Consider the following 14,151-nt stretch of genomic DNA (forward strand, 5'->3'; position numbering starts at 1 on the left):
TCGCCTGATTTAATTAGAAATAGAATGGACTTATTTCTCCTATCTCCTGCTTGCTCGATGAGATAAATCGCCAAACCGGCAGAGCAGTAATAACCATAGGTTCCGAATATGGATCGCCTGACCAGCATGGCGGTATTCGTAAAGGCGGTGGATCTCGGTTCTTTCGCGGCAGCTGCCGCCGCTTTTGATCTTTCCGGCCCCATGGTTGGCAAACATGTCCGTGCGCTGGAGGAGCGCCTGGGCGCGCGGCTGCTGAACAGGACCACCCGCCGCCAGAGCCTCACGGAATTCGGCCGCGCCTATTACGAGCGCTGCCGCATCGTGCTGGCTGAAGCCGAGGCTGCCGACGCTCTCGCCGCCGACCAATTGGGTGAGCCGACAGGCCGGCTGCGCGTCGCAATGCCGGTGCATTTCGGTCGCCGCTGCGTTGCCCCGATCCTTTTGCGGCTCTCCGAGCGCTATCCGAAGCTGGATATGGATCTGTCCTTCAACGATCGTTTTGCGGACCTTGCGGACGATGATTTCGATCTCGCGATCCGGACGGGCGAACTGACTGACAAGGCCGGGATCATCGCTCGTCGTGTGGCCAGCCAGCGCATGATCGTCTGTGCTTCGCCGGCGTATCTCAAAGCGCATGGCACGCCGCAATCGATAGAAGACCTCGCTCTTCATCAGGCCGTTGTCTATCGGCGCTCCGGACGTGTCCGCCCCTGGCTGTTTCCGCGCGAGGGTCAGCCAGCGGCTGAGGTCACACCCTGTCACCGCCTCAGGTTCGACGATCTCGCCGCCATCGCCGAGGCCGTGGCGGCCGGCACCGGGCTTGCGTGGCTCCCCAGCTGGCTCATCCGCGAGCCGCTGATGTCAGGCTCTCTGGTACGCCTCCTGCCGCAGGAGCCGGAATATCTTTATGACGTCAATGCGCTTTGGCTGCCGACGCCCCAGATGCCGCCAAGACTTCGCGCGGCGATTGATGTTCTGGCGTCCGAACTTCCCAAGCTCATGAGCTGATAATGAGCGGCAAGTAGGCTCTGATCGACAGAAAGCCTGCTCGATCGCGCGGATCATTGAAACCCACCTTCAGTCGCAAAGCAGCCGGTCGCCCGATCGACTGAATTCGGACAGGCAGGGCGCACCGCAGAGCACGAAGTGGGTGATGCCCAGCTCCCGCCCATACGCAGCGATAGCCACATCCTCCGCCTTGCCGGCCCGCCGTGTGTGCGCGTCAAGATTGCTTGACGGCTTTATACGACATTGTATATCGACTTTATAGATTATAGATCGCCGCCGGCAGAGAGCCCGCGCTCGCAGGAACCCTGAAATGCCTTCTCCCGTGTTCTCACGCCGCGCCATCCTCGCGCTCACCGGCGCCGCCATCCTGGCGCGCCCCGCATTCGCCCAGTCCGAGCGCGTGGCGAAGATCGGGCTTGTGCAATCCACCACGGGCGGCTCCGCGGCGCTCTACGGCACCGAGCAGAAGCAGGCCATCGACCTCGCCTTCTCGGAGATCAACGCCGCGAAGAGCCTGAACGGCATCACCCTCCAGGCCCTCTATGCCGATGACGGCGCGGATCGCGGGCAGACGGTGAACATCTTCCAGCGCCTCATCCGCCAGGACCGGGTGGTGGCCATCCTCGGGCCCACCCTCTCCAATTCCGCCTTCGCCGCCGATCCGCTGGCCCAGCAGGCGGGCATCCCCGTCATCGCCTCCTCCAACACCGCGCCGAACCTCACCAAGATCGGCGACTTCATCTTCCGCACCAGCGTGCCGGAGGACCAGGTGTTCCCCACCGTGCTGCGTTATGCGGTGGACAAGCACCACATCAAGCGCGTGGCGCTGATCTACGGGCTCGACGACGCCCTCACCCGCAGCGCCCACGACGTGCAGAAGAAAGCGGTCGCCGACCTCGACCTCGAGCAGGTGGCCGTGGAGAGCTACCAGAAGGGGGACGTGGACTTCTCCGCCCAGCTCACCAAGATCCGCGCGCAGAATCCGGACGCCATCATCCTCGGTACCCTGGCGGAGGAAGCCGCCGCCATCCTGCGCCAGGCGCGCCAACTCGGCATCGGCGAGAAGGTGGTCTTCATCGGCTGCAATGCCAACATCTCCGCAAAGCTGTTCGAGCTGGCGGGGGCGGCGGCCAACGGCATCATCGTCGGCGCATCCTGGTTCGCGGGCTATGACAGCCCCCGCAGCAAGGCGTTCGTTGCCGCCTATCGGGCCCGGTACGGCACGACGCCGGACATCTATGCGGCGCAGGGCTATGACGCGGCCTATATCCTCGCCGAAGCCATCCGCCGGGCCGACAACGCCACCGACAGCAAGCTGGTGCGTGACAAGCTCGCCTCCATCACCAAGTTCGAGGGCGTGCTCGGCACGTTCGGCTGGTCGGCGGACCGGGACGCCACGGTGACACCCAAGGTGCTCATCGGCGACGGCGATAGCAAGGTCTTCGTCGCGGCACCCGGCGCCTGACGCCGCCATGCTTCTCCAGCAACTTGTAAACGGCCTCTCGCTGGGGGCCGTCTACGCCGTTTTCGCCATCGGATTCACGCTGGTGTTCGGCGTCATGAACGTCCTGAACCTGTCCCAGGGCGCGGTCTTCATGTGGGGCGCCTATCTCGGGCTCGAAGCGGTGCGCACGCTCGCTTTGCCCTTGCCGGTGGCGATCCTTGTGGCGCTGGTCGGCGCGGGCGTGCTGGGAGTGCTGAGCGAGGTCATCGTGTTCCGCCCCCTGCAACGGCGCGGCGCGCACCGCTGGATGGGGATGGTGGGCAGCCTCGCGCTGGCCCGCATCCTCATCGGCATCGCCCAGGAAACCTTCGGCATGCAGGTGGTGCGCTATCCCGACAATGCGCTGGCGGGCGCCGCCTTCGATATTCTGGGCGCGCGGCTCCAGCTCCTGCAGATCGTCGCCATCGGCGCGGCGCTTGCCATGATGATCGCGCTCGCGGTCCTGCTTCGCCTGACCAATCTCGGGCGCGCCATCCGCACCGTGGCGTTCAGCGAGACCGTGGCGCGGCTCGTGGGCGTGCCCGTGGACCGGGTGCGACTTGCCACCTTCTTCGTCTCGGGCGCCATGGCGGGCGGGGCGGGCGTGCTCTGGTCGTTGCTGTTCCAGTCGGTCTCGCCCTTCATGGGCGAGGGCATCCTGCTGAAGGGGCTCACGGTGCTGATCCTCGGCGGGCTCGGCAATGTGGTGGGCGCGCTGGCCGGCGGGCTGCTGCTCGGCCTCGTGGAAGTGGCGAGCGTGGTGGCGGTGGGCTCGGGCTATCGCGACGCGGTGGGCTTCGGCCTCGTCCTCATCATCCTCGTCACCCGGCCCACGGGCCTGTTCGCCACCCGCGAGGTGAAGCGGGCATGAGCGATTTCTTCTACGCCTATCACAACGTCATCGACCTCTGCCTGCTGAACGCGGTGCTCGCCTTCGGCTGCTTCCTGCTGCTGGGCGTGAACCTGTTCTCGCTCGCCACTGGCGGGCTCATGGCGGTGGGCGCCTATCTCTCCGTCTGGCTCACCATGAAGCAGGGATGGGCCTTCGCCCCTGCGCTCGCGGCGGGCACCTTCGCGGCCACCCTCGCCGCCGCCGGGCTCGGCGCGCTGGTGCTGCGGCTGCGGGGCGATTATTTCGCCATGGCCACCCTCGCCTTCACCGAGGTGGTGCGCATCATCGCCCTGAACTGGGACGGGGCGACAGGCGGAGCGCTGGGCATCTTCGGCATCCCCACGCTGACGCAGACCTGGCAGCTCGCGCTCCTGCTCGCCCTCGTCATCTACCTCGTCTGGGCTGTGCGCCAGTCCGCCATCGGCGAGCGCATGCGCGCCGTCGCGGCGGACGAACTGGCGGTCTCGGCGGCGGGCCATGACGTGGCGCGGTTCAAGCTCGCGGTGTTCACCGCCTCGGGCGCCATAGCCGGGCTGGGCGGGGGCCTTGCGGCCCATCTCAACATGTTCATCGCGCCGGGGGATTTCGGCTTCCTGCGCAGCGTGGATGCCGTGGTGGCGCCGGTGCTGGGCGGGGCGTGGAACATTGCCGGCCCGGTCATCGGCGCCGTCATCCTCACCGTGCTGCCGGAGGCGCTGCGCTTCTCCGCCCAGATGCGCGAGATCCTGGTGGGCCTCGCCATGCTGGCGGCAGTGCTGTTCCTGCCCACGGGCGTCGCCTCTTTGCCCGCGCTGCTGTGCCGCCGGAGGCTGCCCGCATGAGCGCCCTCCTGGAGCTTCGTGGCGTCGCGCGCCGCTTCGGCGGTGTCGCGGCCCTCTCGGACGTCTCGTTCGCCGTGCCGGTGGGCGCGGTGGTGGGGCTGATCGGGCCCAACGGCTCGGGCAAGACCACGCTCATGAACGTGATCAGCGGCGTCGATGCCCCCACGGAGGGCGCAGTGCTGCTGGACGGCACGCCGGTGCAGGGCCTGCCCGCGCACGTGCTGGCGCGGCGCGGCATCGCCCGCACCTTCCAGCACATCCGCCTGATCCCGGACCTCACCGCCGCGCAGAACGTGGCGCTGGCGCTGCATGCGCCAAGCGCCGGCGCCGTGGACATCCTGCTGCGCCTGCCCCGTCTCGGCCGCATCGAGACGGCACGCCACGACCGCTCCACCACGCTCCTCGCAAAGGTGGGCATCGGCCACCATGCCCGGACGCCGGCCGGCGACCTTTCCTACGGCGACCGCCGCCGCGTGGAGATCGCCCGCGCGCTCGCAGCGGTACCGCGCCTCCTGCTCCTGGACGAGCCGGCCGCCGGCATGACCCATGGCGAGCGGACGAGCCTGCGCGACCTCATTGCCGGCCTTCCGGCCTTGGGCGTCACCGTGCTCCTGGTGGAGCACGACATGGACCTCGTCATGGGCGTCTGCGACGAGATCCGTGTGCTCAACCAGGGCCAGATCATCGCCTCCGGCGCGCCGGAGGCGGTGCGCGCCGATCCCCGCGTCATCGAAGCCTATCTCGGAGCCGAAGATGCTTGAGATCGACCGGCTCAGCGCGGGCTATGGCGGCCCGCCGGTGCTGAAGGAGGTTTCGCTCCGGCTCAATCCCGGCGAGATCGTCGCCGTGGTGGGCGCCAACGGGGCCGGCAAGACCACCCTGCTCAACACCATTTCCGGCCTGCTGCGGCCCGTGGGCGGCACCATCCGGCTCGACGGCGCGGACATTGGCGGGCGCCCCACCGAGCGCATCGTGCGCGCGGGACTCTCCCTCGTGCCCGAAGGCCGGCAGGTGGTGGCGCCGCTCACCGTGGAGGAGAACCTCCAGGTGGGCGCCTATGGCCGCAAGGGCGGCGGCGCGGCCGACACCCTCGCCGCCATCTATGCCCGCTTCCCGCGCCTGAAGGAGCGGCGGCGCCAGCCGGCCGGCCTCCTCTCCGGCGGCGAGCAGCAGATGCTCGCCATCGGCCGCGCGCTGATGGCCGGCCCCCGCGTGCTGCTGCTGGACGAGCCCTCCATGGGCCTCGCCCCGCTGGTGGTCTCGGAGATCTTCACCCTCATCGCCGAGCTGAACGGGCAGGGCATCGCGGTGCTGCTGGTGGAGCAGAACGCCCGCAAGGCGCTGGCCCTCGCCCAGCGCGGCTACGTGCTGGAAGGCGGGCGCGTCGTCCTTGAGGGCGAGGCGGCGGCGCTCGCCAAATCCGCCGCCGTGGTTGAAGCCTATCTCGGCGCCGCCCGCGCGCCCGCTTCGCCGGTCGCCCCAGCCCCTTTCCTCCAGGCCCAAGGAGCCCGCTGATGACGCTGATCGTCGGAGCGCACCCGCAGAACCTCTCCCTCTCCATCCTCGCCCGCCGCCCTGATGCGGTGGCGGCGCTGAAGGAGAAGGGCCTCGCCTTCTTCGTCTATGGCGCGGGCTCCCAGACCATTCCGCTGCTGAAGGCGGGCGTGCTGCACCTCGCCGGTACGGGGGCGACCCCGCCCATCCTCGCCAAGGCGCAGGGGCTGCCCACCGCGGTCTTCGGCATGTCTGGCCCGCGCCCCGAGCGCGGCGGCATTATCGTGCGCGAGGAGACCGGCATCCAAAATCTTGAAGACCTGAAGGGGCGCGGCATCGGCCTGATGCCCATCTCCTGGCACACCCAGTTCCTGGCGGCGGAGCTGGACGGCGCGGGGCTCGCCTGGAGCGACGTGCGCGCGGCCGAGATCATTCCCGCCACCGCCAAGGATGCCTTCGTCGCGGGCCTCCTCGACGCCATCGTCGCCACCGACCCGCTCTATTCCCAGATCGCCCGGCGCGTGCCCACCCGCGTGCTGGCCTCGCCCGGCGCGGCCTTCTCCAACCGCTCCGTCTATTGGGGACCAACCGAAATTCTGCGCGACCATCCCCACGCTGTCCGAGCGCTGCTGGATGCGCTCATCGCCTCGGACGAGGCCACCCTGCGCAATCCACACGAGGCCGCCGCGCTGCTGGACGGGCTGAACGGCAATTCCGCCGAGGAATGGCTGCTGGCCCTCACGTCGCGCCCCTGGGGTGTCGCGCCGCCCGACGCGGGCTTCCGCGCCGAGCAGCAGCTCCATGCGGACATCTTCGCCAGGTTCGGCCTCATCCCCGAAGCCATCGACGTAACCGACACGGTCGACGCCTCCCATTTCCCCCAACTCGCCCGCTCCGCCTGAGCGCGCCAGACAACGAGGGTCATCCCATGGAAGTCCTCTGGTATCTCACCGGCCCCGACGGCCGCTATCCCTGGCGCCCCGATGGCGCGCGCACGCTGAACTATGCCTATTTCCAGCAGCTCGCGCGGGCGGTGGACCATCTGGGCTTCACCGGCGCGCTGCTCGCCACCGGCTCCCACGATGCCTGGGTGCAAGGCTCGTCGCTGATCCCCTTCACGGACAATTTCCAGCATCTCATTGCGGCCCATCCGCCGCTGCTCTCGCCGACCCTCCTCGCCAAGATGATCACCACCTTCGACCAGTTCTCGAAGGGGCGCCTCAGGGTCAACATCGTCAATGGCGACGCCAAGCTGATGGCCCAGTTCGGCGTGCATCTCAGCCATGACGAGCGCTACGCCTATACGGACGAATACCTCACCGTGCTCACCGCCATGCTGCGCGGCGAGACGGTGAACTTCAAAGGCAAGTACATCCATATCGTCGATGGCGGCGTACCCCTGCCCCCGGTGCAGCGCCCCCGCGTGCCGCTCTGGTTCGGCGGCTCCTCCCCCGCCGCCCACGAGGTCGCCGCCAAGCACATCGACACCTACCTCTCCTGGGGCGAGACGCCGGAGCAGGCGGAGGCGAAGGTCCGCGAGGTGAAGGCGCTGGCCGCCAAGCATGGCCGTGCCGACAAGATCAATTTCGGCATCCGCCTCTATGTGATCGTGCGCGAGACCGAGGAGGCCGCGTGGGCGGCCGCCCAGGACCTCTACGACCACATGGACGAGGCTGCCATCGCCGGCGCCCAGGCCTATGTGGCGGGCATCGATTCCATCGGCCAGCAGCGCATGTCCGCGCTCCACGGCGGGCGCAAGCCCAAGGATTTGCGTGAGTTGGAGATCGCGCCGAACCTGTGGTCCGGCATCGGGCTCGTCCGCCACGGGCCGGGCACCGCTTTGGTGGGCAGCCCGCAGCAGGTGCTGGCGCGCATCCAGGACTATCGGGACGCCGGCATCGAGGTGCTGATCGTCTCCGGCATGCCGCTCCTGGAAGAAGCCTATCGCTTCGCCGAGCTGGTCCTGCCGCATCTGCCGGTCGACCGCGCGGTGGACGAGGGCATCACCTCCGCCTGGACGAAGGAGCGCGACACCGCCTGGCGCAAGACCGCGTGAGCCTCGGCGGGATTTAGCCTCGCTCCTTCCGGCCCCGAGCAGAAGGTTGCGAACTTCCGACAATGGATCTCGCGAGCCGCTGCGGAATGACACCTGCACATGAATGGAGGCTGAAAAGTCATTTGCACCGTGCAGCGCAAGTCCATATCCCAGGCAGGATCTTCATTCCCGCTTGAGGCGGTTACCCGGAGCGCAAAGGTGAATACGGAAGGATCGTCGGCGGAGAAGGCGCTGAGGGTGGGCATCGCCGGGCTCGGCGCGATCGGCAAGGCGGTGGCGGAGCGCCTGATCCAGGGCATGCCCGGCCTGCGCCTGTCTGCCATTGCCACGCGGAGCACGGCGGCGGCAGAGCAGTTCCTCGGCGAACGCCGTGCGCGGGCGACGCTCACCGACCTCGCGGGATTGCCGCCGCTCTGCGATGTCATCGTCGAGGCCTTGCCCGCGTCCGCATTCGACGCGGTTGCCGAACCGGCGCTGCGGGCGGGGCGCACGCTCGTCGTCATCAGCGTCGGCGCGCTGCTGACGCGCCCTGGACTGGAGGAGGTCGCCGCACGGCACGGCGGGCGCATCGTCGTGCCCACAGGGGCCCTCCTCGGCCTCGATGCCGTGCAGGCCGCCGCGCAGGGCGAGATTCATTCGGTGCGGATGGTCACGCGCAAGCCGCCGCGGGGCCTCGCCGGCGCTCCCTACATTGTCGCGCACAAGATCAGCCTTGACGGGCTCGGCGCGCCGCTCAAGGTCTTTGAAGGCACCGCAAGGGATGCGGTGGTGGGCTTCCCTGCCAACGTCAATGTGGTGGCCGCGCTCAGCCTCGCCGGGATCGGGCCGGACCGCACCGTGATCGAGATCTGGGCCGACCCTGCGCTTGAGCGCAACCACCATGCCATCTCCGTGGACAGCGACAGCGCGTCCTTCTCCATGGAGATCGCCAACATCCCGTCGGAGAATCCGAAGACCGGCCGCATCACGGCGCTGAGCGTGATCGCCGCCCTCAGCAAGCTTCAGGCGCCGATCAGCGTCGGCACCTGAAGTTCACGCCAGGGCGCGACGCGCGATCTCCGCGCGCTGCGCCTTGCCGTTCCGAGTCAGCCTCAGCGCCGGGGTGTCCGCTGGCCTCCGCATCGTGCCAAGCTATAGAGTGGCTCCGACAGACCTCAGGAGCCCGTTGCATGCGTGCCGTTTTCGTGGATGCCAGCCCGACGCTTGCGGATGTCATGGACCGTCTCCATCGCGCCGGCGACCCGCCCATGACCGTGCATCGCGACCCGGACGTGACGCCGGCGGAGCTGCCCGCGGTTCTCGACGGCGCGCAGATCGCCGTGATCGACCACACCGCCTTGCCGACCGGGATCGCACGCCAATGCGCCGGGCTGAAGCATGTGGTGTTTCTCGGCACCGGTGCCCGAAGCTACATGAACCCCGAGGAACTGGCGGCGCTCGGCATCTCCGTCCACCTCATCAAGGGCTATGGCGACACCGCCGTGGCCGAGTGCACCTTCGCGCTCATGTGGGCGTCGGCCAAGGGCCTTGCCAAAATGGATCGGGGCGTGCGCGCGGGACGTTGGCTGCGCACCGATGGTGTTCAGCTCACGGGCAAGACGCTGGGTCTCATCGGCGTCGGCGGCATCGGGGGCGAGATGGCGCGCCTCGCCCTCGGCGCGGGCATGCGGGTGCTCGCCTGGAACCGCTCGCCCAGGGATTTTCCCAACGTACAGTTCGTGTCCCTGGAGGAACTGCTGGCGGAAAGCCACGTGGTGTCCATGCACCTCCTGCTCAGCGACGAGACCCGCGGCTTCCTCTCCGCCGCCCGCATCGCCGATATGCGGCCGGGCGTTATCTTGGTGAACACCGCCCGCGGCGCCTTGATCGACGAGGAGGCCCTGGTTGCGGCGCTGAGGTCCGGGCACGTGGGACATGCGGGCCTGGACGTCTTCGTCACCGAACCGCTGCCGGCGGACCATCCGTTCACGACCCTCGACAACGTGACGCTCTCGGCCCATTCGGCCTTTCGCACGCCTGAGGCCAGCGACAACCTCATAGAGGCGGCCCTGGTGCACTGCCGCCGCATCAGCGCAGAGGCGTGAGAACAAACCTGCATTTGCCCGCTCCACTTGACAACGCGCCATATGAACCGCCACCTAGCCGGGTTCCCAGGGGGGCCTCGCGAGGAGGCTGAGATTCCGCCGGCTCGGACTTCAGGTCCCGGCAACGCGGTGACCCTACGAACCTGATCCGGATCATGCCGGCGTAGGGATGCGGGACAGGCGGCCGAAGGGCCCTGATTCCAGCTGCGCTCATGGTCCTTTTGCGATCCACATCCGTTAGGCGGTGCCGGCGGGTCGGGGAGGAGTGGCCGAGGTGACGCAAGCCGAGATCATCGACGCGCTGTTGGCGTTCATCGCGCGTCCGGACGCGCCGGAAGCCGAGTTCGAAGCCATGGCGCTGAAGGTGTTCGCCTATCAGTTCCTGCACAACGAGCCCTATCGCCGCTTCGCCCTCCAGCGCGGCCGCACGCCGCTTTCGGTCCGGCGCTGGCGCGACATCCCGCCGGTCCCGATCACCGCCTTCAAGGACCTGACGCTGAGCTGCACTCCGCCCGAGGCGGCCGAGCGCGTCTTCATGACCAGCGGCACGACGCAGGGCGTTCGCGGCCGCAGCTACCATCCCACGCTCGCCGTCTATGACCGCTCGATGCTGGTCAATTTCCGCCGGCGCTTCATGGGCGGCCGCGAGCGCATGCCCATGGGCATTCTCTTCCCCGACGAGACGGCGCTGCCCAACTCCTCGCTCGCCCATTACCTCGCGCTCGCCCGGCGCGAATGCGGCACGCCCGAAAGCGCGGTCTTCATCGGCGCGGACGGTCTCGACCTTGACCGGCTGCTGCCGGCCCTCGCCCATGCCGAAGCCAGTGGCGAACCTTATGCGCTTCTGGGCGCGAGCTATTCCTTCGTGCCGCTGATGGATGCGCTGGCGGCCCGGGGCCTGCGCTTCGCTTTGCCGGCCGGCAGCCTCATCCTCGACACCGGAGGCTTCAAGGGCCAGTCGCGCGAGCTGGCGCCGGACGAATTCTATGACGGACTCTCGGCGGCTTTCGGCGTGCCGCGCAGCGCCTGCATCAACATGTACGGCATGACCGAATTGAGCACCCAGTTCTACGACGACGGCAATGCGACCGTCCCGCCCGTGAAATCCGGCCCCCACTGGATCCGCAGCCGGGTGGTCGATCCGCTCACCGGCACCGATTTGCCCGGAGGCGAGCGGGGCGTGCTGGTGCATCACGATCTCGCCCATTTCAACTGCGTCTCGGCCATCCTGACCGAGGATGCCGGCGAGATCGTGCCGGGCGGATTCCGCCTGTTCGGCCGGGTCGACGGGGAGGCCTCGAAGGGCTGCTCCGTGGCAGTGGCCGAGTTCCTGGCGGCGGCGCGAGGCTGAAGCGGTGATCGAATATGCCGGCCATCTGCCGGGCTTGAACCGGGACGACGTGCGCTGGCGCCATGTTCGCCATGCCGCCTGGGGCGAGACCGTCGAGATCGCCCTGCCGGAGCTGGACGAGACGCAGGCGCAGGCGCTTTGCGAGCGCGTGCGCGCAGGTGCCCGCGCCCGTCTTCGGCGGATGGAGATCGCGCGCATCGTGGCCGCGATCGATGCGGCGGTCGCCCGCCTGCTCGACCGGCAGCACCCGCTGCGCCGCAAGGCCGAGGATCTTCTCCCTGTTGTCACGGGCTATGACCGGGAAACGGTGCGCCTCGGCCTCACCAGCTATCTCAAGACCTTCCGCAAGCCGCAGCTCCTGCGCTTCCTGGCCGAGGACTTCCCCAATCCCGGCGTGCTCGATGGCTTCCAGCCGGCGACCAAGGGGGGTTTCCTGCGCGCCCAGGGCCCGGATCTGCTGCTGCATATCTGGGCCGGCAATGTCCCGGCTTTGCCGCTCTGGAGCCTGATCTGCGGGCTTCTGGTCAAGGCCGGCACGGTGGGCAAGCTCGCATCCGCCGAACCGCTCATGGCCGGCTGGTTCGCCAGCCTGATCGCCGAGATCGATCCGGAACTCGGCGAATGCCTCGCCATCGTCTGGTGGAAGGGCGGGGAGGAAGCGGGCGAAGCGACCTTCCTGCGCGCGGCCGACACGGTGATGGCCTATGGAAGCAACGCAACGCTCACGGCCCTTCGCGCAAAGCTGCCCGTCACCACGCGCTTCCTGCCGCACGGCCACAAGATCGGCTTCGGCGTGATCGCGCGCGCGGCGCTCGACAGCCGCAAAGCCATGATGCTCGCGCGCCTCGCGGCCCATGATGTCGCCCGCTACGAGCAGCAGGGCTGCTACTCCCCCCAATTGCTCTTCGTGGGGCGCGGCGGGCCGGTGGCGCCGGGCGAATTTGCCCGCTATGTCGCCCATGAGCTGGCCGCCCTCGCCCATCGCCATCCACGCCGCGGGCTTTCGCCCGAGGAGGCCGCATCCCTCGCCGCATGGCGGGGCACGCAGGAGCTGCGCGCGCTTGATGGCGGGGCGGAGCTTTTCGGCGAACCGGCCGATCCCTGGGCCGTGGTCCATGTGGAGACGCCCGAAGCCCTGGCCCCGACGGGGCTCAATCGCACGCTGAAGCTGGTTTCCGTCGACAGCCTCGATGCTGTCCCGGCCCTCGTCGCGCCGTACCGGACTTTCCTGCAGACCGCCGGCATCGCGGCGCCGCCGACCGAACTCTTCAGGCTCGCAGCGCAGCTCGGCGAGGTGGGCGTCACACGCATTGCCGCGCTCGGCCGCATGACCGCACCGGAAGCCGGCTGGCACCATGACGGCCGTTTCAGCCTGCTGGACCTCGTCACCATGACCGAGATCGAGCACAGCGCCGAGGCGGCGGCGGAAGGGTTCGCGCCCTATGTCGATTGACCCGTCCGCATCCGGCTTCGTCACCATCGACAGTGCCCGTTATCGCTATGGCGGCGTGGGCCCGGCGATCGTCGACGGCATCGACTGGACCATCCCGCGCGGCGCGATCCATTGCCTGCTCGGCCGCAGCGGCTGCGGCAAGACCACGCTGCTCAAGCTCGCCGCCGGCCTCCTCCTGCCGGATGAAGGCACGATCCGCATCGGCGGCGAGACGCTGCGCGGCCCCGGAGCGCGCATCGGCTTCGTCTTCCAGGCCCCGACCCTGCTCGCGTGGCTGAGCACGCTCGACAATGTGCTTCTGCCCCTCTCGCTGAAGCGCCGCCCCACGGCGGCCGACCGCGCTGCGGCGCTCGATCTGCTCGCGCTCGTCGGACTGGCGGACCACGCCGCGCGCCGGCCCTTCGAGCTTTCCGGCGGGCAGCAGAGCCGCGTCGCCGTGGCGCGCGCGTTGATCGGCGAACCGGACCTACTGCTGCTCGACGAGCCCTTCGCCGCGCTGGATGCCCTGACGCGCGAGGACTTGCAGGACGACCTCCTCCGGCTCTGCGCGCTGCGCGGCACGACGGCGCTGTTTGTCACCCATGATATCGCCGAGGCGGTCTATCTCGCCGACACGGTGGCGGTGATGGCGGCGGGCCGCCTCGTCCATGCGCGCACAATCGAGCTATCCCGCCCCCGCCACCGCGACATGCGCTATGCGGCCGCTTTCGCGGCGGCCTGCCAGGAGCTGCGCGGAGCCATGGACGAGAGGCTGGCGGCATGAAGGCGCGCCTGCCCTCCGCGCTGCTGCTCGTGGCGCTCATCGCCGCCTGGGAGGCATGGTGCCGGCTGGGTGCCGTGCCGGCGCTCGTCCTGCCTCCGCCATCCGCCGTCCTCGCCACGCTGTGGGGCGAGATCGTCTCGGGCCGGCTCTGGCCGCATCTCGCCGTCACGGCGGCGGAGATGGCGCTGGGCCTCGGCATCGGCGCGGCCGTCGGGCTCGCCATCGGCATCCTGCTTGCGGAAGTCCCTGCCCTCAGCCGCCTGCTGCGGCCCTATGTGCTGGCGAGCCAGCTCGTGCCCAAGCTCGCGCTCGGGCCGCTTTTCATCATCTGGTTCGGCTTTGGCATGACGCCGACTGTGGTCATCACGGCGCTGATCTGCTTCTTCCCGCTGATGGAGAATACGCTGACCGGCCTTGGCGAGGTGGATCCCGCCCGGCGCGAGCTCTTCCGCATGCTGGGAGCGAGCCGCCTCCAGACCTTGTTGCGCCTCAAGCTGCCGGCGGCGCTGCCGGTCATCATGGCGGGCCTGCGCGTCACGGTCGTCCTCGCGCTCGTCGGCGCCGTGGTGGGCGAGTTCATCGGGGGGCGGGCGGGCCTCGGCGCCTCCATCATCGCCGCCCAGAGCGTGATGGATTCGAGCCTGATGTTCGCGCTGTTCATCGTGATCACCGCACTCGGAATGCTGCTCTACGAGGCGGTGCGCGCCCTGGAGCGCCGGGTGCTCCATCGCTTCTCGAAAGGCTAG

At 68.8% G+C, this 14,151-nt stretch carries 14 protein-coding genes and 1 riboswitch; all 14 genes read left to right on the plus strand.

What is annotated here, in order from left to right:
• Positions 1 to 108: 108 nt before the first annotated feature.
• The 14 genes from ABLE91_RS21380 (at position 109) to ABLE91_RS21450 (ending at position 14,151) form a co-directional block, all read left to right on the plus strand.
• Entirely contained in the window at positions 109 to 1,008 is a 900-nt protein-coding gene (locus ABLE91_RS21380) for a LysR family transcriptional regulator (protein ID WP_348934117.1), read from the plus strand.
• Between the two features lie 310 nt (positions 1,009 to 1,318).
• Complete coding sequence (locus tag ABLE91_RS21390; RefSeq protein WP_348934119.1) at positions 1,319 to 2,473, plus strand: ABC transporter substrate-binding protein; 1,155 nt, start codon at positions 1,319 to 1,321, stop codon at positions 2,471 to 2,473.
• Positions 2,474 to 2,480: 7 nt separating this feature from the next.
• The gene (locus ABLE91_RS21395) at positions 2,481 to 3,362 is read left to right on the plus strand and encodes a branched-chain amino acid ABC transporter permease (protein WP_348934121.1); all 882 of its coding nucleotides are present in this window, start codon (positions 2,481 to 2,483) and stop codon (positions 3,360 to 3,362) included.
• Positions 3,359 to 4,204 (plus strand): branched-chain amino acid ABC transporter permease, encoded by an 846-nt coding sequence (locus tag ABLE91_RS21400; protein WP_348934123.1) that lies wholly within the window; start codon positions 3,359 to 3,361, stop codon positions 4,202 to 4,204. The genes ABLE91_RS21395 and ABLE91_RS21400 overlap by 4 nt, the downstream gene beginning before the upstream one ends.
• The gene (locus tag ABLE91_RS21405; protein ID WP_348934124.1) at positions 4,201 to 4,965 is read left to right on the plus strand and encodes an ABC transporter ATP-binding protein; all 765 of its coding nucleotides are present in this window, start codon (positions 4,201 to 4,203) and stop codon (positions 4,963 to 4,965) included. Before ABLE91_RS21400 ends, ABLE91_RS21405 begins: the two co-directional genes overlap by 4 nt.
• Complete coding sequence (locus tag ABLE91_RS21410) at positions 4,958 to 5,719, plus strand: ABC transporter ATP-binding protein (RefSeq protein ID WP_348934125.1); 762 nt, start codon at positions 4,958 to 4,960, stop codon at positions 5,717 to 5,719. The genes ABLE91_RS21405 and ABLE91_RS21410 overlap by 8 nt, the downstream gene beginning before the upstream one ends.
• Entirely contained in the window at positions 5,719 to 6,600 is an 882-nt protein-coding gene (locus tag ABLE91_RS21415; protein ID WP_348934127.1) for an ABC transporter substrate-binding protein, read from the plus strand. Before ABLE91_RS21410 ends, ABLE91_RS21415 begins: the two co-directional genes overlap by 1 nt.
• A gap of 26 nt (positions 6,601 to 6,626) precedes the next feature.
• Positions 6,627 to 7,754, plus strand: a complete 1,128-nt coding sequence (locus ABLE91_RS21420; RefSeq protein WP_348934128.1) for an LLM class flavin-dependent oxidoreductase — start codon at positions 6,627 to 6,629, stop codon at positions 7,752 to 7,754.
• Positions 7,755 to 7,952: 198 nt separating this feature from the next.
• On the plus strand, positions 7,953 to 8,783 hold the full coding sequence (locus ABLE91_RS21425; RefSeq protein ID WP_348934130.1) for an aspartate dehydrogenase: 831 nt from the start codon (positions 7,953 to 7,955) through the stop codon (positions 8,781 to 8,783).
• A 140-nt stretch (positions 8,784 to 8,923) separates the two neighbouring features.
• Positions 8,924 to 9,838 (plus strand): NAD(P)-dependent oxidoreductase, encoded by a 915-nt coding sequence (locus tag ABLE91_RS21430; RefSeq protein ID WP_348934131.1) that lies wholly within the window; start codon positions 8,924 to 8,926, stop codon positions 9,836 to 9,838.
• Positions 9,839 to 9,896: 58 nt separating this feature from the next.
• Positions 9,897 to 10,026, plus strand: a riboswitch (TPP riboswitch).
• Positions 10,027 to 10,112: 86 nt separating this feature from the next.
• On the plus strand, positions 10,113 to 11,189 hold the full coding sequence (locus tag ABLE91_RS21435; RefSeq protein WP_348934133.1) for a LuxE/PaaK family acyltransferase: 1,077 nt from the start codon (positions 10,113 to 10,115) through the stop codon (positions 11,187 to 11,189).
• Between the two features lie 4 nt (positions 11,190 to 11,193).
• Positions 11,194 to 12,642 (plus strand): acyl-CoA reductase, encoded by a 1,449-nt coding sequence (locus tag ABLE91_RS21440; protein WP_348934135.1) that lies wholly within the window; start codon positions 11,194 to 11,196, stop codon positions 12,640 to 12,642.
• Positions 12,632 to 13,405, plus strand: coding sequence for an ABC transporter ATP-binding protein (locus ABLE91_RS21445; protein ID WP_348934137.1), 774 nt, complete (start codon positions 12,632 to 12,634; stop codon positions 13,403 to 13,405). The genes ABLE91_RS21440 and ABLE91_RS21445 overlap by 11 nt, the downstream gene beginning before the upstream one ends.
• The gene (locus ABLE91_RS21450) at positions 13,402 to 14,151 is read left to right on the plus strand and encodes an ABC transporter permease (RefSeq protein WP_348934139.1); all 750 of its coding nucleotides are present in this window, start codon (positions 13,402 to 13,404) and stop codon (positions 14,149 to 14,151) included. Before ABLE91_RS21445 ends, ABLE91_RS21450 begins: the two co-directional genes overlap by 4 nt.

The organism is Aquabacter albus (genome assembly GCF_040049275.1).
Taxonomy (GTDB): domain Bacteria; phylum Pseudomonadota; class Alphaproteobacteria; order Rhizobiales; family Xanthobacteraceae; genus Aquabacter.